Source organism: Vibrio coralliilyticus, assembly GCF_024449095.1.
Classification (GTDB): Bacteria; Pseudomonadota; Gammaproteobacteria; order Enterobacterales; family Vibrionaceae; genus Vibrio; species Vibrio coralliilyticus_A.
This window is the reverse complement of sequence record NZ_CP024628.1, coordinates 794,682-814,690: the sequence shown is the minus strand read 5'-3', so window position 1 is coordinate 814,690 and position 20,009 is coordinate 794,682. Positions and strand designations below refer to the sequence as shown.

At 46.5% G+C, this 20,009-nt stretch carries 20 protein-coding genes; 12 read left to right on the top strand and 8 right to left on the bottom strand.

All coding sequences use genetic code 11. The features are described 5' to 3' along the window. Nucleotides 1-16: 16 nt before the first annotated feature. Nucleotides 17-907, top strand: coding sequence for a LysR family transcriptional regulator (locus CTT30_RS19285; protein WP_239874629.1), 891 nt, complete (start codon nt 17-19; stop codon nt 905-907). Between the two features lie 45 nt (nt 908-952). Here CTT30_RS19285 and CTT30_RS19280 read toward each other — a convergent pair whose 3' ends face one another. Further along, entirely contained in the window at nt 953-2,506 is a 1,554-nt protein-coding gene (locus tag CTT30_RS19280) for an alanine/glycine:cation symporter family protein (protein ID WP_239864045.1), read from the bottom strand. A gap of 533 nt (nt 2,507-3,039) precedes the next feature. On the opposite strand from CTT30_RS19280, the gene CTT30_RS19275 reads away from it, so the two are divergent. Continuing rightward, nucleotides 3,040-3,300, top strand: coding sequence for a hypothetical protein (locus CTT30_RS19275; RefSeq protein WP_239864046.1), 261 nt, complete (start codon nt 3,040-3,042; stop codon nt 3,298-3,300). Nucleotides 3,301-3,351: 51 nt separating this feature from the next. On the opposite strand, the gene CTT30_RS19270 is transcribed toward CTT30_RS19275, so the two are convergent. Together CTT30_RS19270 and CTT30_RS19265 are read right to left on the bottom strand one after the other, a co-directional pair. Continuing rightward, nucleotides 3,352-4,047, bottom strand: coding sequence for a pirin family protein (locus CTT30_RS19270; RefSeq protein ID WP_252036691.1), 696 nt, complete (start codon nt 4,045-4,047; stop codon nt 3,352-3,354). 23 nt (nt 4,048-4,070) lie between these two features. Continuing rightward, nucleotides 4,071-4,514, bottom strand: a complete 444-nt coding sequence (locus tag CTT30_RS19265; protein WP_239874630.1) for a DoxX family protein — start codon at nt 4,512-4,514, stop codon at nt 4,071-4,073. 336 nt (nt 4,515-4,850) lie between these two features. On the opposite strand from CTT30_RS19265, the gene CTT30_RS19260 reads away from it, so the two are divergent. The 4 genes from CTT30_RS19260 (at nt 4,851) to CTT30_RS19245 (ending at nt 8,042) form a co-directional block, all read left to right on the top strand. Beyond that, nucleotides 4,851-5,444, top strand: coding sequence for a LysE family translocator (locus CTT30_RS19260; protein WP_252036690.1), 594 nt, complete (start codon nt 4,851-4,853; stop codon nt 5,442-5,444). A 16-nt stretch (nt 5,445-5,460) separates the two neighbouring features. Next, a complete protein-coding gene (locus tag CTT30_RS19255) occupies nt 5,461-6,273 on the top strand; it encodes a helix-turn-helix transcriptional regulator (RefSeq protein WP_252036688.1) in 813 nt (270 codons plus the stop codon). Nucleotides 6,274-6,283: 10 nt separating this feature from the next. Next, a complete protein-coding gene (locus CTT30_RS19250) occupies nt 6,284-6,994 on the top strand; it encodes an AraC family transcriptional regulator (protein ID WP_252036687.1) in 711 nt (236 codons plus the stop codon). Between the two features lie 106 nt (nt 6,995-7,100). Further along, entirely contained in the window at nt 7,101-8,042 is a 942-nt protein-coding gene (locus CTT30_RS19245; protein WP_252036686.1) for a DMT family transporter, read from the top strand. Here the strand turns inward: CTT30_RS19245 and CTT30_RS19240 are convergent. The 5 genes from CTT30_RS19240 to CTT30_RS19220 all read right to left on the bottom strand — a co-directional run bounded on the left by CTT30_RS19240 (nt 8,022) and on the right by CTT30_RS19220 (nt 12,977). Further along, nucleotides 8,022-8,927 carry a hydroxymethylglutaryl-CoA lyase gene (locus CTT30_RS19240; RefSeq protein ID WP_252036685.1) on the bottom strand — a complete coding sequence of 302 codons (906 nt, stop codon included), beginning with the start codon at nt 8,925-8,927 and terminating at the stop codon, nt 8,022-8,024. The genes CTT30_RS19245 and CTT30_RS19240 overlap by 21 nt on opposite strands. Continuing rightward, nucleotides 8,924-9,736, bottom strand: coding sequence for an enoyl-CoA hydratase/isomerase family protein (locus CTT30_RS19235; RefSeq protein WP_252036684.1), 813 nt, complete (start codon nt 9,734-9,736; stop codon nt 8,924-8,926). Before CTT30_RS19235 ends, CTT30_RS19240 begins: the two co-directional genes overlap by 4 nt. Before the next feature lie 9 nt (nt 9,737-9,745). Next, complete coding sequence (locus tag CTT30_RS19230; protein ID WP_252036683.1) at nt 9,746-11,350, bottom strand: carboxyl transferase domain-containing protein; 1,605 nt, start codon at nt 11,348-11,350, stop codon at nt 9,746-9,748. A 10-nt stretch (nt 11,351-11,360) separates the two neighbouring features. Next, nucleotides 11,361-12,530, bottom strand: a complete 1,170-nt coding sequence (locus CTT30_RS19225) for an isovaleryl-CoA dehydrogenase (RefSeq protein WP_252036682.1) — start codon at nt 12,528-12,530, stop codon at nt 11,361-11,363. Between the two features lie 69 nt (nt 12,531-12,599). Continuing rightward, the gene (locus CTT30_RS19220; RefSeq protein WP_286037072.1) at nt 12,600-12,977 is read right to left on the bottom strand and encodes a MerR family transcriptional regulator; all 378 of its coding nucleotides are present in this window, start codon (nt 12,975-12,977) and stop codon (nt 12,600-12,602) included. 253 nt (nt 12,978-13,230) lie between these two features. On the opposite strand from CTT30_RS19220, the gene CTT30_RS19215 reads away from it, so the two are divergent. Genes CTT30_RS19215 through mmsB form a run of 6 tightly spaced genes read left to right on the top strand, consistent with a single transcriptional unit; the run spans nt 13,231 to nt 20,000 of the window. Beyond that, a complete protein-coding gene (locus tag CTT30_RS19215; protein ID WP_252036681.1) occupies nt 13,231-14,442 on the top strand; it encodes an acetyl-CoA C-acyltransferase in 1,212 nt (403 codons plus the stop codon). Nucleotides 14,443-14,459: 17 nt separating this feature from the next. Continuing rightward, a complete protein-coding gene (locus CTT30_RS19210) occupies nt 14,460-15,953 on the top strand; it encodes a CoA-acylating methylmalonate-semialdehyde dehydrogenase (RefSeq protein ID WP_252036680.1) in 1,494 nt (497 codons plus the stop codon). Between the two features lie 11 nt (nt 15,954-15,964). Then, nucleotides 15,965-17,119: an acyl-CoA dehydrogenase family protein gene (locus CTT30_RS19205; RefSeq protein WP_019275783.1), complete on the top strand. Its 1,155-nt coding sequence runs from the start codon at nt 15,965-15,967 to the stop codon at nt 17,117-17,119. An 18-nt stretch (nt 17,120-17,137) separates the two neighbouring features. Next, entirely contained in the window at nt 17,138-17,926 is a 789-nt protein-coding gene (locus CTT30_RS19200) for an enoyl-CoA hydratase (RefSeq protein WP_021455857.1), read from the top strand. An 8-nt stretch (nt 17,927-17,934) separates the two neighbouring features. Further along, nucleotides 17,935-19,065, top strand: coding sequence for an enoyl-CoA hydratase/isomerase family protein (locus CTT30_RS19195; RefSeq protein ID WP_252036679.1), 1,131 nt, complete (start codon nt 17,935-17,937; stop codon nt 19,063-19,065). A gap of 32 nt (nt 19,066-19,097) precedes the next feature. Next, nucleotides 19,098-20,000 carry a 3-hydroxyisobutyrate dehydrogenase gene (gene mmsB / locus CTT30_RS19190; RefSeq protein WP_252036678.1) on the top strand — a complete coding sequence of 301 codons (903 nt, stop codon included), beginning with the start codon at nt 19,098-19,100 and terminating at the stop codon, nt 19,998-20,000. Nucleotides 20,001-20,009 lie beyond the last annotated feature (9 nt).

The following is a 20,009-nucleotide window of genomic DNA, read 5'->3' as shown; positions in this document are numbered from 1 at the left end:
TGACTAATGGTGATATATGGATCGCCTAACCGCAATCAGAAGTTTTATAGAAGTAGCGAACACTAAGAGTTTTACCAAAGCGTCGGATGCACTCGATATCAGCCGTCTACAGGTGTCGCGTCACGTTCAGGAGATTGAAAGTTGGCTTCAACAGCGCTTGCTTCATCGTACAACAAGAAAAGTCAGCCTGACGGATGCTGGTGAGCAAGCGTATGTACGATGCCAACGCATTTTGGACGAGGCTGCTGCATTAGAGCTGGAAGCGAATAATCGTAAGGACGCGTTAATTGGGACAATTAGAGTTGCCTCCCCTATAGGGCTTGCACAAAACTTATTGATAGATATCGTCGAGAAATTTGTCTCGCGATATCCGCAGGTCGTTATTGACATATTGGCTTCGGATCAATATTCAGAGTTAGTGGATGAAAGGGTCGATGTTGCACTCAGATTTACCGATACACCCGCAGACAATCTTATTGCTCGTCGATTGATGGCTATTGATATGGCGGTATGTGCTTCGCAAACTTATTTGGATAGCGTCGGAGAGCCGAAAGTAGCTGAAGAGTTAAGCGAGCATAATTGCTTAACACATTTAAACACGAAAAACTGGTCGTTTGTTAAAGATAATCAAACGATCGATGTTTCAGTATCAGGTAACATTAGAGCGAACGACTTAGGAACCTTGGTTAAGGTCGCTCTCAATGGCAAAGGCATTATTCGCTTGCCGTGTGACTTGGCGAATCCATTGATAGAAAAGGGGGAATTAGTCTCGATTCTCCGTGACTGTCACTGTCCAAGTTATGCCCTTTGGGCTGTGTATTTATCTCGTAGTTATCAGCAGCCAGTGGTTAGGCAATTTATAGACTTTTTAGTGGAATGTTGGAAAGACGACATCAAGAGGAAATAATAAACCCGGCGAAAATGCCGGGTTTATTATTAGAGAGGGAGGTGTTTATTGCTCTACGGCTTCAGTCTGCGTTTGTTTCTGTTGCTGTACTTTGTAGACCTTACCAGCATTGAAACGTTCAAGGTAATCAGCAAGATCGCGCTTCACTTCAGGAACTAGGATATAAAGACCGATGATGTTCACCAATGCCATTGCAAAGATCATCGCATCAGAGAAGTCGATAACAGGGCCTAAGTTCATTGCTGCCCCAATCACAACGAAGATACAGAATTTAACTTTGAAGATAAGCTCCGCTGTTTTGCTCTCTCCGAATAGGTAAGTCCACGCTTTCAGACCGTAGTAAGACCAAGAGATCATGGTAGAGAAAGCAAACAGAACAACGGCAATAGCAAGAATGTAAGGGAACCAGCTGATCGCACTACCGAATGCCGCTGAAGTCAGTTCAACACCTGCTAGACCAGTATCAGTATCTAGGTAACCCGTGATGATGATAACTAGAGCCGTCATAGTACAAATTACAACGGTATCGATGAACGGTTCTAGCAGAGACACGAAACCTTCTGACATTGGTTCTTTTGTTTTAACTGCTGAGTGAGCAATAGCCGCAGAACCCACACCCGCTTCGTTCGAGAATGCTGCACGTTTGAAACCTTGGATAAGCACACCGATTACGCCACCAGCAATACCTTCACCAGTGAATGCTCCGTTAAAGATAGCGCCAAATGCGTCATCAATGCGGTCGAAGTTCATTAGGATGATGATAAGTGCCGCACCGACATAAATGGTCGCCATGAAAGGAACTACTTTCTCTGTCACTTTAGCGATAGACTTAATACCACCAATGATAACAATACCAACGATGACAGCTAGGATAAGACCAAACAACCAGCCTTTATCAGCAAAGAACGAAGCGTCGCCACCTGTTACACCGACTACCTGCTTGAACGCTTGGTTAGCTTGGAACATGTTACCACCACCAAGAGAACCACCAATCGCAAACACAGAGAACAGGACTGCTAGGGTACGGCCAAATGCAGCGTTACCGCGTTTAGCTAGACCTTTGCTTAGGTAGTACATAGGACCACCAGAAACAGAACCGTCTGGGTTGGTGTTACGATATTTCACACCAAGAGCACATTCTACAAACTTACTCGACATACCAAGTAGGCCAGCAAGGATCATCCAGAATGTTGCACCTGCGCCACCGATAGAAACTGCGACCGCAACACCAGCGATGTTACCAAGACCAACAGTACCAGATAGCGCTGTAGTCAGTGCTTGGAAGTGAGATACCTCGCCATCTTCTTTGGCTTTTGGATCTGAAAACTTACCGGAGACTAATTGAACTGCGTGTTTGAAACCACGGAAGTTGATGAAGCCAAGGTAAAAGGTAAAGAAGCTTGCCGCAACAACCAACCAAAGAACGATCCAAGGCACCTGTACGTCTGTAAAAGGGAAAGGAATGGTTGAGAAGATCATTCCTACAAATGGGTTGACGATAGGTGCAACGACTTCGTTGATTTTGTCATCCAAGTTGGATGCCGCAGCGCTACCTGCAAAAAGACTTGCCAAAACGGCAAGCGATATACGCTTTGTCATGCTTTTCCTGCCTATGCATTATGGTTTATATGAATATTATTTATATAGATGTTGTGTTTGTTACATGTGTGTAACAAATGGGTATTATTCATTTTATAAATAGGTCCGCAACATCTTTGGCGGAAAACTTGATCCAACAAACAATTCTGATATTCGCTAACTCTAGATGGATAAATTGAACTTCTTCACTGCTTTTTGCATGAAAAGTGGAATTATTGATGATAATTCGGTTTTTAATATAGTTGTTAATACTGTATTCGTAGCTGAAATATAAAACTGTGTGATTAAAGTTTGAACAGCAGACAAATTTGCGTTAGGGCTCATAATAAGTGATTTGTGATGATTTATGTTTTATTGGTGAATATCAATTCGCGTTGTCAATGAGAGAGTACAGCACTGAATACGAGCATTGGAGCAATGGCGGAAAATTGTCACTTTCTTGTCATAGACAGAAGGTACTTTCCCGTCCGGATATTACTTTTAGTTCGTTTTTTAGAATGATGTACGAAATTTACGGTTAGAAGCAGAAGAAAATGACAAGAAAGTTGAACACGCTAGACGATATTATCATCAAAAAGCTACAAGATAATGGATTAATAAAAAGTGAAGCTGAGGCGTATCTGAAGCGTAATGTGTACAAGCTGGATAGGCACGAAGTGGACACAATCAAGAACTACTCTGAACATTTTGGTTTAAGTGGCAAAGAGAGAATTATAGATGACATTCTCGAACTTAGAAGAGAAGCTCTCATAACAAAATTGGCTAGCCGAACAGCTGAAGTTTTGGAAAATTAGCGTTGAAACCTCAGGGAGGTACGCTTTTTCCCTGAGGTAATCTAGAGGAATTTACGGCAGGTCAAATACCAGTGCAGTCACCATTTCTTCTCCTGTGTTTGCAAAAGAAAGAGAAGTGGTATCTTCCACTTTTGCACCGTCACCTTGATGAAGAATGGTGCTATCGACTGTCAGTTGCCCTTTAATTTGATGGATATAAACATTTCTTCCTTGTACAACTTCATAGTCAATGTGTTGGCCTGGCGACAAAATCAATTGATTTAGAAAGGCATCCTGTTTTATATGTAAGGTGCCATCGCGACCATCAGGTGTGGCGATAGGTGTTAAGCCTTCTGTGTGACCAAAATCTTTTTGCTGATAGCTGGGCTCTTTACCAAACGTATTTGGTTGAATCCAAATCTGTAGAAATCGCAGAGTTTCGGAGTCAGACGCATTGTATTCACTATGATAGATACCACGCCCAGCGGACATAAGCTGGAACTCTCCGGCAGGTAAGGTTTGAATATTGCCTTGACTGTCTTTGTGTTCGATGGAACCTTGTAGAACATAACTAACGATCTCCATATCTCGATGGCCATGTGTGGCAAACCCGGCACTTGGCTGAACAACATCGTCATTAATGACTCGTAGCGCTGAGAAACCCATGTGCTGTGAGTCATAGTAATTGCCAAAGGAGAACGTATGTTTACTGTCCAGCCAGCCAAAACTTGCTCTACCACGGTCATTTGAATGTCTTACGGTAATCATAATAATGCCCTCCTAGTTTGGGATTAAGCGAGTGTCTTTGCGATATATTGATCGAGACCGGCTTTACCTGATCCCGATAATGCCAATGAAATGCTTGCTGCCATGAGTGCTAACCCAAACTCATAGCCATTGTTTGCCATGAACAGACCGTTTTCAAAGTGAACTGAGAAAATGGCAACAAGCATAGTAAAGGCAAGAGCGACAGAAGCTGGGCGAGTAAGCATGCCAAGTAAGATGAGCAAACCACCAAAGAACTCAGCACTACCGGCTAAAAATGCCATCAGAACACCGGGTCCAAGGCCGATAGATGCCATCCATTGACCTGTGCCTTCTAAGCCATAGCCACCAAACCAGCCAAACAATTTTTGTGCACCATGCGCCATAAATATAATGCCGACCGGAATACGTAAGGCCAACGCACTGTAGCCTGCGTTTGATTCTGTCAGTGTTTTTAATAGAGCTTTCATACTATCTTCCTCAAATTTTTCAAATTTAGTAGTAGAGGGTTTATACCTTTCCCTCAGTGGTTAAAACTAAGTTTAAGTGCCGATGAGGTGAGAAGAAATCGGATAAAACTAACGCACTTGTTCGAATTATTCGAACAAGAAAATTTAGGTAGAGGGGAGATTATAAATGTTAGGAACTTTGGCAAGATTGGATTGGCTACCGCAAAGGTAAAGGTATTAGATGTTCTGCCTGACTTGTTGCTATTTAGCCTGTTTCCAATGAGTGATGCTCTGCAATATCGTTCAATACTGGCTTTCTCCTAGTCGTTATCTTGGTAAAAAAGAGGAGATAACGAGATGGAAAATTTGATATTGGCGATGGTGGTGTTTGCATTCGTTGGAGCCGTGACACCTGGCCCTGTGAATTTATTAGCGACAACTACTGCGGTAAATGATGGGCTAAGGGCTGCGTCAAAGCACGTTCTGGGCGCATCGATAGCGTATGCTGCTGTCGTGTTTGGTACCGGGCAGATGATGCAAACACTGGCTTCGACGTTACCGAAGCTTGAGTTTTGGATGCAGTTAGTTGGAAGTAGCTTCTTGTTTTACCTTGCTTACCAAATCTTTGCAGCGCCGGTACAAGGTGTCACTGTTCAACAAGGGAAGAGTTCCGGCTGGGTGACCGGAAGTTTGACTCAAATACTCAACCCTAAGGCATGGTTGGTAGCGATGTCCGGCGTAAGTCTTTATGTAATAGGGCAGGAAAATGAACAATATTCCTTGTGGCTCTTTACTCTGGTTTCATTATTAGTCTGTGTGATCGGGGTTGGCATATGGGCGATGATTGGCCGTGTTTTAGCGAATCGACTTGCAAATCCAAGAGCTCACCGCCAATTTAATAGATTCATGGCAATGATGTTATGCGCGTCTGTCGTGATGATTTGGCTCTGAATGCGATGGTGAGAGAATGAAGAAAGATAAAAGTGCGAGCTTCAAACAGAGTACGGTTCTTCCATGGATCGAGCTACGTGTCGCCAATCAGTCGACGGCATGTTATGACGCTCACTCCCATGATGAATTTTCATTTGGCATTATCAATCAGGGCCGTGCAGATTACCGAAATCGGCGCAATACACATCAAATTGGGCAGGGGGATATCGTTACTATTAACCCTGCAGATATTCATTCGTGTAATCCACACCAAGGTACATGGTCCTATAGTATGTTGTTTGTTGATGCGCTGGAAATGGGTGAAATTCAGCGAGAAATGAGTTCGAATCAACGATATGACTACCTAGCTTTTGAAAACGATTTAGAGCGTCATCCGGAATTTCAGCAACGATATTTGACTCTTTTTTCCGCGCTTCAGAGCGAAGAAAATGTGTTGTTAGCTCAATCTTGTTTATATGATTTTATTGAGCTTAGTTCTCGACAGAGAGTTAAACCGATGGCAAAGACCGGCTTGTCGAGTCTTGCGGTGGTGCGCGAGAAGTTAATGGATGAACTGAGTAACTCCCATTCCCTAGAAGCGTTAGCAGAGGAAGTGGGAATGAGCCGGTATCAGCTTCTACGTGCTTTCAAGGACCAGTATGGGTTACCGCCATACGCTTATCTTATGGACGAAAAGATAAAGCGTGCGAAAGTGATGCTCAAGTCTGGAGAAGATATTGTTGATGTTGCCAACAATCTAGGCTTCTCAGATCAAGCGCATTTTCAGCGACATTTTAAAAAGAAACTTGCTGTGACACCTAAGTTTTATCAGTCTCACTTTGTGGAGTGAACCCAGTCCGATGTTGGAAAACAATCTCACCATTCGAGCCTATACCCGTCAACGTAGAGGCCATGCTCATGAACATCATCAACTTGTGCTTCCTATTTTAGGTACCATCATTATTGAGCTGGAAGGCTATCAAGGAAAAGTGTCGGTCGGTGAGTGCGTGGTGATACAGGCCAACACTTTTCACCATTTTCGCGCTAAAGAGGCTGCGCGTTTCATTGTCGCTGATTTAAACACCATGCCAGAGAATTTGTTGAATATGGACACTCTGGTTTTTCCGATTTCTTCACCACTTCAGTCCTACCTAACATTTGTTGAATCTCAGCTTCAGCATCGGGTAACCCCTACCATCGAAGAGCCAATGGTCGACATGTTTATGAAGCTATTGGCGGAACAACAGGCCGGGCAGCAACTTGATCATAGGGTTAGAGCCGTGCTGCATCATATCGAGGAAGACCTAGCCAGAGAGATTACGGTAGATAACTTAGCTAAGGTCGCCTGTTTGAGCCCGACGCAGTTTAAAAAGATCTTTAAACAATCCACTGGATTAAGTGTTCTGCAATACGTGACCAAGCAAAGAATGGAAAAAGCCAAGGCACTCCTCACGCATACGGATATCCCAGTTCAGTTAATAGCTGAGAGAGTCGGGTACGCTGACCTGTCAGCCTTTAGCCGACGTTTTTCATTATCATTTGGGCTGTCTCCCCGAGAGCTACGTGGTTGATGAAATTGAGTCTATAAAATCAAGTAAAGTGTCTTTTCTGCAAAGTCTTATGCTCTTTGCTTGTTTAAGCTGTGCTTATCAAAATGATAAATACAAAGAGACAGCTATGAGTCAGACGCTAAAAACACACAATGGACATCTTGGAGTTCTGGTCATCCTGTTTGCTTCTTTATTGTGGGGGACGACTGGTACCGCAGCCACGTATGCGCCTGATATAAGCCCGTTGGCTATTGGTGCTTTTTCTATGGGTGTGGGTGGACTTCTCCTGGCTCTGTTTGCTTGCAACACGATCAGAAAAGATCGGCGCATATTGAAATCCAATAAAGCTATTTTGTTGACCGGAGCACTTGCTTTGGCCGTTTACCCTCTCGCGTTTTATAGCTCTATGAGAATGGCCGGTGTGGCGATTGGGACGGTAGTCTCTATCGCGAGTGCGCCATTCTTCGTTGCATTTCTGGAGTGCCTGTTTGGCAAAGAGAAAACAATCGATACCCGCTGGGTGATAAGCCTCATCGTGGGCGCAACTGGTATCCTTTTACTGACTCTATCAGAGACATCAACTTCCACACAAACTGATATTCAACACATGAAATTCATAGGAATAGCGCTCGGATTGCTTGCGGGTTTCACCTATGCCACTTACGCGTGGGCAGCCAAAATGCTCATCACTGAAGGCATACATTCCAAATCTGCGATGGGGAGTATTTTCGGGCTGGGTTCACTATTGTTGTTACCTTCATTGTTTTTTACTGGTGGTAATTTGTTTGCGACACCAATAAATACATCCGTCGCTTTGTACATGGCGTTTGTTCCAATGTTTCTTGGCTATGTCTGCTTTGGTTATGGGTTAAAAACGGTGTCTGCCAGCAAAGCGAGTTTGTTGACGCTGTTTGAGCCTGCTGTAGCAGCAGTATTTGCCGTAGTCGTAGTCGGAGAGCATATTGGCGTGTCAGGGTGGGGAGGAATTGGGCTGATAATGGTTTGCTTGTTACTTCAATCCTATCAGCCCAAAAATAGAGAGAGTTTGTTAGCTACGCAAAGCCAGTGAAACTTTGGAAGTCGGCTGGCGCGCTAAGGCGTCGCTGATTTCCCATCCAGCCTGAGCGAGACGGTTTAGATCTACGCCTGTTTCAATCCCTAAACCTTGGCAAAGGTAAACCACATCTTCTGTCGCTACGTTACCAGAAGCGCCTGCGGCATAAGGGCATCCCCCTAAACCTGCTACGCTGCTATCTACAACACGAACGCCCATTTGAAGAGCTTGGTATATATTGGCAAGCGCTTGTCCCCAAGTGTCATGGAAATGAACAGCGACCTGTTGTGAAGGCACTCGCTCAAAAACCGCGTTGAGCATGTTCGCAATTCGTACTGGCGTACCCGTACCAATCGTGTCTCCAAGAGACACTTCATAGCAACCAAGATCAAGCAGTGCTTGAGCAACCTTGGCGACCTGACTGGGCTCGGTTGGGCCGTCATAAGGGCAATCGACGATACAGGATAAGTAACCTCTAACCGGAATGCCTTTGTCTTTTGCTTGAGCCACCACTGGGCGAAATCTTTCCAGGCTTTCTTCAATAGAACAGTTGATGTTCTTCTGACAGAAACCTTCTGAAGCCGATGTGAATACCGCGACTTCATCGGCACTGGTGTTTAGGGCTTGTTCGAAGCCTCTCAGATTGGGAGTCAGCACCGAGTAAGTCACTCCTGTTATACGAGTGATTTGAGACATCACCTCCATCGAATCTGACATTTGTGGTACCCATTTTGGCGAAACAAAGGAACCCGCCTCAATGTGTGTTAAACCGCAGCAGGACAGTTGATTAATAAGTGAAACTTTCACTTTTGTAGAAACCAATTCCTCATTTTGCAAACCGTCGCGAGGACCTACTTCGACTATCTTGACTGACTCTGGCAGTAACGAGGTCGTCGTCATTTACGGCCTCCCATTGCCCAATTTGGTGGTCGCTTATCAAAGAAAGCTTTAAGACCTTCTTGCCCTTGTTCAGACACCCTGACTTTTGCGATTAATTGACTGGTGTATTCAATTAAAGCATCGTCAAGCGCCTGAGAATCACACTCGCGAATCAGAGCTTTGGTTTGTGTTAGAGCAGCAGGGCTATTGAGCTGCCACTGATTTACCATTTCAGTGACGGTTTTCTCCAGTTCGCTGGCTTCAACAGCTTCATGAATTAAACCAATCTCAACCGCTTTGTTGGCGCCAAAGCGTTCTGCAGTCAGCATGTAGCGTCTCGATTGGCGAGCACCGATCGCACGTTTCACATAGGGGCCGATGGTCGCTGGTACCAATCCTAGCTTTACTTCGCTGAGACAGAACAAGGCGCTATGATCAGCAATCGCGACATCACAGCAACAGATGAGCCCCAGAGCTCCACCAAACGCACAGCCATGAACAACAGCGAGAGTAGGGTGAGGGAAGTTATCCAAGCAGCGCATCAACTGAGCAAGTCTTGACGCATCTTGCTGATTTTCCTGCTCACTTTTACCTACCATTGACTGCATCCAGCCAAGATCAGCGCCAGCGGAGAAATGCTTTCCATTACCACGTAACACTAAGCATCTAACATCCGACCGCTGTGCCAGTGAGTTAATCGATTCTATTAACTGTTCGATAACCTGCGCGTTGAACGCATTGTGCTTGTCTGGCCGGTTAAGTGACAGATTGGCAACGCCGAACGTATCGACGTTGCAAGTGAGATAGTCGGTATCTTTCAGAGTGGTCATGTCAGGCTCCTACATTCTAAAGATACCGAAATGGCTATCAGGCATCGGAGCATGTTCTGTCGCGGTGAGCGCTTGGGCGAGAACATGTCGAGTTTCTTTAGGATCAATGATGCCATCATCCCAGAGGCGAGCACTTGCGTAGTATGGATGGCCTTGTTCTTCATACTGATCAACGATGGTTTGCCTGAACTGACCTTCTTCCATTTCTGACCAAGGTTCGCCTTGGCGTTTCAGGACTTCACGTTTCACTTGGGTGAGCACGCCAGCTGCTTGCTCACCGCCCATTACTGAGATGCGAGCGTTAGGCCACATCCACATCATCGTTGGCTCATAAGCTCGACCGCACATACCGTAGTTGCCCGCTCCGTATGAGCCGCCAATGATGATGGTGAACTTAGGCACATCAGCACAAGCCACTGCCATGACGAGTTTGGCGCCATGTTTGGCGATGCCACCTTCCTCAACTTTTTTGCCAACCATGAATCCCGTAATGTTCTGTAGGAACAGCAATGGAATTTTTCGCTTGGCACACAACTCGATAAAGTGGGCGCCTTTCTGCGCTGATTCCGCAAACAAGATGCCGTTGTTGGCGACAATACCAATCAGTTTGCCCTCGATACGAGCAAAGCCACACACTAGTGTTGTGCCAAACAGGGCTTTAAATTCATCGAAGTCGGAATCATCAACAATGCGCGCAATCACTTCTCTTACATCGAAAGACAAGCGCAGATCGGCATTGACGATGCCGTAGATATCTTCAGCGGGTAGACGTGGTGGCAACACCTTTTCCGTCTGGGGTATCACAGGTTCTTGATTGCTGCTTGCAAGTGCTTCTCGCGCCATATGGAAAGCTTGTTGCTCATTTTCTGCGTAGTAGTCTGCAACCCCTGATTTACGGCAATGAACATCTGCACCGCCGAGTTCTTCGTCCGTCACGATTTCACCTGTAGCCGCCTTAACTAAAGGAGGTCCGGCAAGGAAAATGGTGCCTTGTTTTTTCACGATGACAGAGACATCTGCCATCGCCGGAATATAAGCGCCACCTGCGGTACAAGGCCCAAGAACAACCGCTATTTGTGGTATACCCTTGGCAGACATGCGTGCTTGATTAAAGAAAATACGCCCAAAATGGTCTTTGTCTGGGAACACCTCAGCTTGGTGAGGTAAGTTCGCGCCACCAGAGTCGACCAGATAAACACAGGGTAAGTGGCAGCGTTCAGCGATTTCTTGTGCTCTGAGGTGTTTTTTCACTGTCAGTGGGTAGTAGGTACCGCCTTTGACTGATGGGTCGTTGGCCAGCACCATACAGGTAACCCCTTTTATTTTGCCGATACCTGCAACGACACCTGCACAAGGGATTGATTCTTCATAAACATTCCACGCTGCGAACTGACCGACTTCTAAAAAGTCTGATCCTTGATCGAGCAGAAGATTAATTCGTTCTCGTACCGGAAGTTTTCCTTTCTTTCGCTGCCTTTCGACAGCCCTAGCGCCACCACCTTGTTTGATGGATTCAACATCTGCGTTCAATTTTTCGACCAGTCCACTCATCGCTTGCTGATTTTTAGTGAACAGGGGAGAGTCGGTTTTGATTTTAGTTTTTATGATTGCCATAACATCCTCGTTAGCGTGACTCTTCAAACAGTTCACGCCCGATAAGCATCCTGCGAATTTCAGAAGTACCTGCGCCAATTTCATAGAGTTTGGCGTCTCTTAATAAGCGACCGGCAGGGAATTCATTGATGTATCCATTACCGCCTAGCAGCTGGATGGCATCGAGTGCAAGCTGTGTTGCTAATTCGGCGCTGTAAAGAATCGCGCCAGCGGCATCTTTTCTTGTTGTTTCACCGCGGTCACAGGCAGCGGCAACGGTATAGACATAAGCGCGTGCTGCGTTGGCACGGGTGTACATATCCGCCACCTTGGCTTGAACTAACTGGAACTCACCGATGGACTGACCAAATTGCTTACGGTCATGAACGTAAGGCACAACAAGGTCCAAACAAGCCTGCATGATGCCTAATGGGCCAGCAGCCAGTACCACGCGCTCGTAATCTAAGCCACTCATTAAGACTTTGACGCCTTGATTTACTTCACCAAGTACGTTTTCAACGGGTACTTTGCAGTTGTTGAAAACCAGCTCGCAGGTGTTTGAGCCTCGCATGCCGAGTTTGTCGAGCTTTTGAGCGTGACTGAACCCTTCAAAATCACGTTCGATGATGAAAGCGGTGATGCCTCGTGAAGCCGCGCTAGGGTTGGTTTTAGCATAGACGACGAGTACGTCCGCATCTGGGCCGTTGGTGATCCACATTTTAGTGCCATTCAGCACATAATGATCGCCGTTTAATTCGGCTTTGAGCTGCATACTGACAACGTCTGAACCTGCATTGGGTTCGCTCATTGCTAGCGCACCAATGTAGGAGCCATCGATTAATTTAGGTAGGTATTTTTCTCTTTGAACAGCATTTCCGTTGCGGAAAATCTGATTCACACACAGGTTAGAATGAGCACCATAACTAAGTGCAACAGAAGCAGACGCACGGCTTATCTCTTCCATGGCTACCACGTGTGCTAAATAGCCCATTGCGGCGCCACCATATTGTTCGTCTATGGTCACGCCAAGCAAGCCCATTTCACCCATTAGCGACCATAAGTGGTTCGGGAATTGGTTTTCCTCGTCCACTTTGGCCGCGATAGGTGCAATGTGCTCGCGGGCAAAAGCATTCACGTGTTCCCGCAACATATTCACAGACTCATCGAGCCCAAAGTTGAGGGGGGTGTACTGAGATATCATATCGCCTCCGATTCAGCGGTTTTTGCTGGTTACGATCCCTGGCGGATTAATGATGTCTCGAGAAGCGCTTTAGCTGGCTTGTGAACGCTGCAACGCTTCTTCACATCGTTGGCGAGCGGTATTCAAATCGTCAAGGACGATGGTGATGTCCTCAAGTTGACGTTTGAGTACATCTTCCTTCTCATCAATGATTTTGAGCATCTTAATCAACTGGGTATCTATTTGATTAGTATCGTAAAGCTCTAACAAGTCGCGTATCTCGGCCAATGAAAAACCAAGTCGCTTCCCTCGTAAAATCAACTTAAGACGAACCCTGTCTCTGCGCTGATAAACTCGCATACTGCCTTTGCGCTCAGGTTGAATTAGGCCCATATCTTCGTAAAAGCGGATACTTCTTGTTGTGATATCAAACTCTTTAGCGAGCTCGCTGATTTTGTATGTTTCCACCAGATGAAACTCCCCAACTGCCAGGTGATAGACAATCACACTTTCCACTACGACGGTAAAAAAGATTTTACAGGTTGTGAATGTGTTTCTTTACGTTAACGTAAATGTTAGTGCTATGCTTACGTAAACGTCAAGAAATAACCATGCAAAAAACAAATGGCTTTGAAAAGTGAAAGCAGCGTCGTGAATTTAGCTGCTTTGTGGTCGCAGAGGTAGTAAAGCCGTTACTCAACAATCTTGTGAGGAGCAGGCAATGCAAGAGAAAGAGATTTGGATAGTTGCAGCGAAGAGAACGCCAATGGGGCGTTTTCAGGGCATGCTTTCTGAATATTCTTCACCCAAGCTAGGGGCGGTCGCGATAAAGGCGGCAATGGAAGAGCAATCTTTATCGCCAGAGTTAGTCGATGAAGTGTATATGGGCTGTGTGTTGCCCGCAGGCTGTGGGCAAGCGCCAGCGAGACAAGCGGCTCTAGGGGCTGATCTACCGAAAGCGGTAGGTTGTACGACCATCAATAAAGTTTGTGGCTCCGGTATGAAAGCAGTAATGCTAGCAAACGACCTTATTCGAGCGGGCAGTGCCAATTGCATTGTTGCGGGAGGTATGGAGAGCATGACTAATGCGCCGTATCTGCTCAAGGAGTCACGCTCTGGGATGCGTATGGGTCATAAATCGACCTACGATCATATGTTCTTAGATGGTCTGCAGGATGCGTATGAAGGTGAACTCATGGGAGTTTTTGGTCAGCAAATTGCCGATAAGCTTGAATTTACCCGAGAGCAGATGGATGAGTGGGCAACCTTGTCGGTTAACCGAGCCATTGAAGCACAGCAGCAGGATTTGTTTGCCGGTGAAATTGTCCCTGTTGTCCTCAAGAAAGATCCTCCGCTTGATTATGATGAGCAACCACGCTCAATCAAACCCGAAAAAATACCTCAGTTAAGGCCCGCATTCGCCAAAGATGGTTCGATTACTGCAGCCAACTCCAGCGCGATATCCGACGGGGCTGCCGCTCTTGTGGTGATGGATGCGCAGACTGCCAAGCAACAGGGTTTGGAACCACTGGCGATTATCAAAGGTCATGCAACGCATGCCCGTATTCCTGCTGAATTCACATTGGCACCTGTTTACGCGATTGAGCAGCTTCTATCTCAGCTTGATTGGGCGGTGGACGAAGTGGATTTATGGGAAATCAACGAAGCTTTTGCTGTGGTGACGCAGATAGCTGTCAAACAGCTCAGCCTCGATAGCGAGAAAGTTAACGTGAAAGGCGGTGCGTGCGCATTAGGCCATCCCATTGGTGCCAGTGGTGCAAGGATTCTTGTCACGCTGATTCATAGCCTTCGTCAGTTGCAGGCTCTGGGCACAGATGGAAACAAGAACAACAAACGCGTGGTGCGAGGTGTTGCATCACTCTGTATTGGTGGCGGTGAAGCAACCGCAATGGGCATTGAGATCCCACTATAAAAGAAAAGGACATCATTATGACTCAGTCAGTTCCCTTATTTATTGGCGGTGAGTTCTGCCAGTCACAGACCAATGAATGGGTTGAGGTGACCAACCCGGCAACCAGTGAAGTCATTGCCAAACTTCCTTGTGCGACTGAACAGGAAATTGAGCAAGCAATTCAAAATGCCGCTGAAGTATTTAAATCTTGGAAGGAAGTTGCGGTATCGGAGCGAGCTCGCTTGATGTTGCGTTATCAGCACTTACTTAAAGAGCACCATGATGAGCTAGCGGAGCTTCTTTCAAAAGAAACCGGCAAAATTACGATCGATGCGAAAGGTGATGTTTGGCGCGGTATTGAAGTGGTTGAACAAGCCGCGAATATCGCAAGCAATATGATGGGCGAAACCGTCGAAAATGTTGCGACGGAAATTGATACTTACTCGATGATTCAACCGCTAGGGGTATGCTGTGGTATCACACCGTTTAACTTCCCAGCCATGATTCCCTTGTGGATGTTCCCACTGGCAATCGCCGCAGGGAACACCTTTGTTCTTAAACCTTCTGAGCAAGTACCGCTTACTGCGATGCGTTTGGCTGAGCTATTTGAACAGGCTGGCGCGCCAAAAGGCGTTCTTCAGGTTGTTCATGGCCGTAAGAATCAGGTCGATAAACTGCTCGTTCATCCTTTGATTCGTGCTGTGTCATTCGTAGGCTCTGTGCCAGTTGCTCAGTACATCTATCAGACGGGCACCAACTTCAATAAACGTGTTCAGGCGTTCGCTGGTGCGAAAAACCATATGGTTGTGATGCCAGACGCCAATAAAGCGCAGGTGATTAATAACTTGGTCGGCAGCTCAATTGGCGCGGCTGGTCAACGATGCATGGCAATCTCAGTTGCCGTGTTCGTTGGAAGCTCGAAAGAGTGGGTCGATGATCTTAAAACGGAAATGGCGAAGATGACTCCGGGTGCATGGGATGATGGTAACGCAGCGTACGGCCCATTGATCAGCAAAGAAGCTAAGAATCGCGTGGTGAGTTTGATTGAAGAAGGCAAAGCGCAAGGGGCTGTGTGTGAACTAGACGGAACTCAGTGCCATGTTGAAGGCATGCCAGAAGGTAACTGGCTGGGCCCAACCTTGTTCACAGGTGTAACGACTGATATGTCGGTTTATGAGCAGGAAATCTTTGGTCCTGTTTTAGTTTGCCTGGAAGTCGAGACACTAGAAGAGGCGATTGAACTCATCAATAACAACCCATACGGCAACGGAACATCGATTTTCACCGCAAACGGTGCGGCTGCACGCAAATACCAACACGAAATTCAAGTTGGTCAAGTGGGTATCAATGTCCCTATTCCAGTGCCTTTGCCGTTCTTCTCATTCACTGGATGGCGTGGCAGCTTCTATGGCGACCTACATGCTTATGGTAAGCAAGCGGTTCGATTCTATACCGAAACCAAAACCGTCACGTCACGCTGGTTTGATGATGATATCCCGACAGGGCCAAACCTAACCATTCAACTGCGATAACGGGAGGACAAATGGATTTTGAACTTAATGAAGACCAACGTGCATTTGCTGAAACCGCTCAGCAGTTTGCGATGGATGAGTTAGCGCCGATGGCTGCAGAGTGGGATGAAAAGCAGCTGTTTCCAAAAGATGTACTTAAAGCTGCAGGTGAATTAGGTTTTCTCAGCCTGTATACGCCGGAAGATCAGGGGGGCTTGCAGCTGAGCCGTCTTGATTCCTCAATCATCTTCGAGCAACTGGCGATGGGGTGCACTTCCACCACAGCATTCATGACCATTCACAACATGGTGACTTGGATGATTGCCAGTTTTGCTACTGAAGAAGCCAAAGAAGAGTTTTGTCCAAAACTGATCACTGGCGATTGGCTTGGTTCATATTGTTTAACTGAGCCAAACGCGGGATCTGATGCTGCCTCATTGACAACCTCTGCGAAAAAGCAGGGCGATGAGTACATCATCAATGGTGGTAAAACCTTTATCTCCGGTGCTGGTGACACGGAAGTGTTAGTTGTGATGGCGCGTACAGGCGATAGCTCAGCAAAAGGTATTTCTGCTTTTGTGATTCCTGCGGATGCTGAAGGTATCAGCTACGGGCGAAAAGAGCCCAAAATGGGATGGAACAGTCAACCAACACGTGCCATCACGTTTGACAATGTTGTAGTACCTGAAAAGTACTTGTTAGGGAAAGAAGGGGAAGGCTTTACTTTCGCAATGAAAGGGCTGGATGGAGGGCGTATTAATATCGCGACTTGTTCCATAGGTACAGCACAGCAGGCGTTGAATGAGGCGATGCAATACGTCAAAGAGCGCAAACAGTTTGGTAAAGAACTGGCTCAGTTTCAGGGGCTGCAGTTCAGGTTAGCTGACATGGTGACTGAGCTGGTCGCTGCCAGACAAATGGTGCGCCTCGCTGCAAGCAAATTGGATAATCAGGACCCAGAAGCCACGGCATATTGTGCGATGGCAAAACGATTTGCAACCGATGTCGGTTTTAAGATTTGTGACCAGGCACTTCAGCTATACGGAGGCTACGGCTATATCAAAGAGTACCCGATGGAGCGTCATTTCCGCGATGTGCGTGTTCACCAGATCCTTGAAGGTACTAATGAAATCATGCGATTGATCATCGCACGTCGAATGCTAGCTGAAGGCTCTCAACTACTCTAATTGAAAGGATGCTCAACGATGAATCATTCAGAAGGAAGTACCATTCAACATACGATTCGCAACCATGTCGCAGTCGTTACCATGAACAACCCCCCAGCGAATACGTGGACAGCGCAAAGTCTGGCTCAATTGAAACAACTCGTCTTAGACCTTAATGAGAATAAAGACGTTTACGCTTTAGTCATTACCGGACAGGGTGAGAAGTTCTTCTCTGCAGGCGCTGATTTAAAATTGTTTGCAGATGGTGATAAATCTGTCGCGGTGGATATGTCGCGCTTGTTTGGTGAGGCATTTGAAACCTTATCTGCATTCCGTGGTGTTTCCATTGCCGCCATTAATGGCTACGCGATGGGGGGCGGTCTGGAAGTGGCTTTAGCTTGTGATATTCGAATCGCAGAAGAGCAGGCGGTTATGGCGCTTCCAGAAGCCAAAGTTGGCCTATTGCCTTGTGCTGGTGGTACGCAAAACCTGACGGCGCTTGTCGGTGAAGGGTGGGCGAAACGCGTTATCTTGTGCGGTGAACAGATTGATGCGGCAAAAGCACTTAACATCAAGCTGGTTGAAGAGGTTGTCAGCAAAGGGAATGCCCTTGATGCAGCAATTAGCCTTGCAGAAATGGTGGCAAATCAATCTCCGTCTTCGGTCACTGCTTGTAAATCATTGATACAAAATACAAGGACGAGCCCATTAGCACACGGTTTGATGAAGGAACGTGAACTGTTTATTCAGTTGTTTGACACTCAAGATCAAACAGAAGGTGTCAACGCGTTTCTAGAAAAACGTCAACCTCAATGGAAAAATGGCTAGGAGGCAATATGACAGCAACCGTTCATTTTAAAGAGCTACCTTGCCAAGACGGGAATACCAAGATTGGTGTGGCGACCCTTGACAATGCGCCATCACTGAATGCCTTGACCTATGACATGTTAGCTTTGCTTAAAGAGAAACTCGAACGCTGGCAAGAAGACGACAGTATTGCTTGTGTCTTATTGGAAGGGCAAGGCGAGAAAGCGTTCTGTGCTGGTGGTGACGTACGCACCATGCATGATGTCATGCGAGATCAATCCAGTCAGGAAATCGAAGCGTTTTGTACCACTTTTTTCAAACTTGAGTACGAATGTGATTACCTGATCCACACCTACTGCAAACCAATTATTGCATGGGGTGAAGGCATCATCATGGGCGGTGGAATGGGCCTTTATATGGGCTCTAGCCACAAAGTGGTGACGCCATCAACGCGCCTGGCCATGCCTGAAGTGAGCATCGGCTTGTATCCCGATGTTGGGGCCACGTGGTTCCTTAATAGGCTTGAACCTGGGGTAGGGCTATTCCTCGGTTTAACGGGAGTGATGATCAACGGTAGCGATGCGCTTGATGTAAATTTAGCTGACCACATGGTGCTTTCAGAAGAGAAAGAGTCGCTGGTTGAGCGCTTGTTATCTTTACTCTGGGACGAGCGGGAAGACGCTTATGACGCGGTGACAGACTTGCTCGTTGAATTCGCTGACAAAGTTAACGGCCACAAGCCAGACCCGCAAATGCAGCCCTTTATGCAGGATATCCAACGCGCGTGTAGCGCTAGTAATGTTGTAGAAGTAAGTAAGAACATTCTCGAGCTGGAAGGGCAAAGCAAGTGGCTCGACGTTGCGAAAAGAAATCATGCCTCAGGCAGCCCGATCACATCCCATATTTGCTTCAGGCAGCTGAATCAATACAAAGATCTGTCATTAGCCGATTGTTTTCGTCTTGAATTGAATCTCTCGGTACGTTCTGGGTTGTTAGGAGAGTTTCGAGAGGGCGTCAGAGCCAGATTGATTGACAAGGATGGCGAGCCTAAATGGCAGTTCAGCCGTGTCGATAATGTTGATGAAGCCGTTATTGATACCTTGTTTGCATCACTTTGGGATGAAAAGTCGCACCCGCTGGCACAGCTGGGCCATTACTGAGCTCTACGAGCAGGGAAAGAAGGAAATAATTCATGAGTACCATAGCGTTTATAGGTTTAGGTAATATGGGTGGCCCGATGGCCGAAAACTTACTTGCTGCTGGTTTGAAAGTGCAGGTGTTCGACTTAATGCCTGAAGCAGTAAAAAAACTGGAGTCTGCGGGTGCCGTTGCTGCGCCCACAGTGGAAGATGCTGTCAAAGGCGCGGATACGGTGGTAACAATGTTACCTGCCAGCGAGCATGTGCGAGCGGTATATCTTGGCGACCATAGCGGTGGTGTTGGCTTACTAAATATGGTTGAAGATGGCACTTTTCTGATTGACTCTTCGACTATTGATCCCCAGTCAGCTCGCATTGTTGCCCAGTGCGCGGCAGAGAAGGGGCTTGATTTTGTTGATGCACCTGTCTCTGGCGGTGTGGCAGGGGCAAAAGCGGGGACGCTTACTTTCATTGTCGGAGGTTCAGACAGTGCCTTTGAAAAAGCAGAGTCTGTTCTTAAACATATGGGCAAAAACATCTTCCATGCTGGTAAAGCTGGTGATGGACAGATGGGTAAAATCTGCAATAACCTGATGTTGGGTATTCTTATGTCAGGGACTTGTGAAGCACTCAACCTAGGCATTGATAATGGATTGGACCCGAAAGTCCTTTCTAACATCATGCTGCAAAGCTCTGGCCGTAACTGGGCACTGGAACTGTATAACCCTTGCCCAGGTGTGATGGAAACAGCACCTGCTAGCAACGAATTTAAGCCAGGTTTTATGAGTAAACTGATGCTTAAAGACTTGGGGTTAGGGCTGGATGCTGCTGCGCAGAGCCAATCTTCCGTGCCGATGGGGTCTTTAGCCCGAAATCTGTATGCTTTTCACAACGCAAATGGCAATGAAGAGCTAGACTTTTCAAGTTTGTTCGAGTTTTATCAATCTAAAAAGTAACGGAGTTCG

Coding starts and splice junctions, on each gene's coding strand:
- CTT30_RS19225 (WP_252036682.1), bottom strand. CDS start 12,530: ATGATATCTCAGTACACCCCCCTCAACTTTGGGCTCGATGAGTCTGTG.
- CTT30_RS19230 (WP_252036683.1), bottom strand. CDS start 11,350: ATGGCAATCATAAAAACTAAAATCAAAACCGACTCTCCCCTGTTCACT.
- CTT30_RS19200 (WP_021455857.1), top strand. CDS start 17,138: ATGAATCATTCAGAAGGAAGTACCATTCAACATACGATTCGCAACCAT.
- CTT30_RS19210 (WP_252036680.1), top strand. CDS start 14,460: ATGACTCAGTCAGTTCCCTTATTTATTGGCGGTGAGTTCTGCCAGTCA.
- CTT30_RS19215 (WP_252036681.1), top strand. CDS start 13,231: ATGCAAGAGAAAGAGATTTGGATAGTTGCAGCGAAGAGAACGCCAATG.
- CTT30_RS19205 (WP_019275783.1), top strand. CDS start 15,965: ATGGATTTTGAACTTAATGAAGACCAACGTGCATTTGCTGAAACCGCT.
- CTT30_RS19285 (WP_239874629.1), top strand. CDS start 17: ATGGATCGCCTAACCGCAATCAGAAGTTTTATAGAAGTAGCGAACACT.
- CTT30_RS19240 (WP_252036685.1), bottom strand. CDS start 8,927: ATGACGACGACCTCGTTACTGCCAGAGTCAGTCAAGATAGTCGAAGTA.
- CTT30_RS19265 (WP_239874630.1), bottom strand. CDS start 4,514: ATGAAAGCTCTATTAAAAACACTGACAGAATCAAACGCAGGCTACAGT.
- CTT30_RS19255 (WP_252036688.1), top strand. CDS start 5,461: ATGAAGAAAGATAAAAGTGCGAGCTTCAAACAGAGTACGGTTCTTCCA.
- CTT30_RS19260 (WP_252036690.1), top strand. CDS start 4,851: ATGGAAAATTTGATATTGGCGATGGTGGTGTTTGCATTCGTTGGAGCC.
- CTT30_RS19280 (WP_239864045.1), bottom strand. CDS start 2,506: ATGACAAAGCGTATATCGCTTGCCGTTTTGGCAAGTCTTTTTGCAGGT.
- CTT30_RS19245 (WP_252036686.1), top strand. CDS start 7,101: ATGAGTCAGACGCTAAAAACACACAATGGACATCTTGGAGTTCTGGTC.
- mmsB (WP_252036678.1), top strand. CDS start 19,098: ATGAGTACCATAGCGTTTATAGGTTTAGGTAATATGGGTGGCCCGATG.
- CTT30_RS19270 (WP_252036691.1), bottom strand. CDS start 4,047: ATGATTACCGTAAGACATTCAAATGACCGTGGTAGAGCAAGTTTTGGC.
- CTT30_RS19275 (WP_239864046.1), top strand. CDS start 3,040: ATGACAAGAAAGTTGAACACGCTAGACGATATTATCATCAAAAAGCTA.
- CTT30_RS19235 (WP_252036684.1), bottom strand. CDS start 9,736: ATGACCACTCTGAAAGATACCGACTATCTCACTTGCAACGTCGATACG.
- CTT30_RS19195 (WP_252036679.1), top strand. CDS start 17,935: ATGACAGCAACCGTTCATTTTAAAGAGCTACCTTGCCAAGACGGGAAT.
- CTT30_RS19250 (WP_252036687.1), top strand. CDS start 6,284: ATGTTGGAAAACAATCTCACCATTCGAGCCTATACCCGTCAACGTAGA.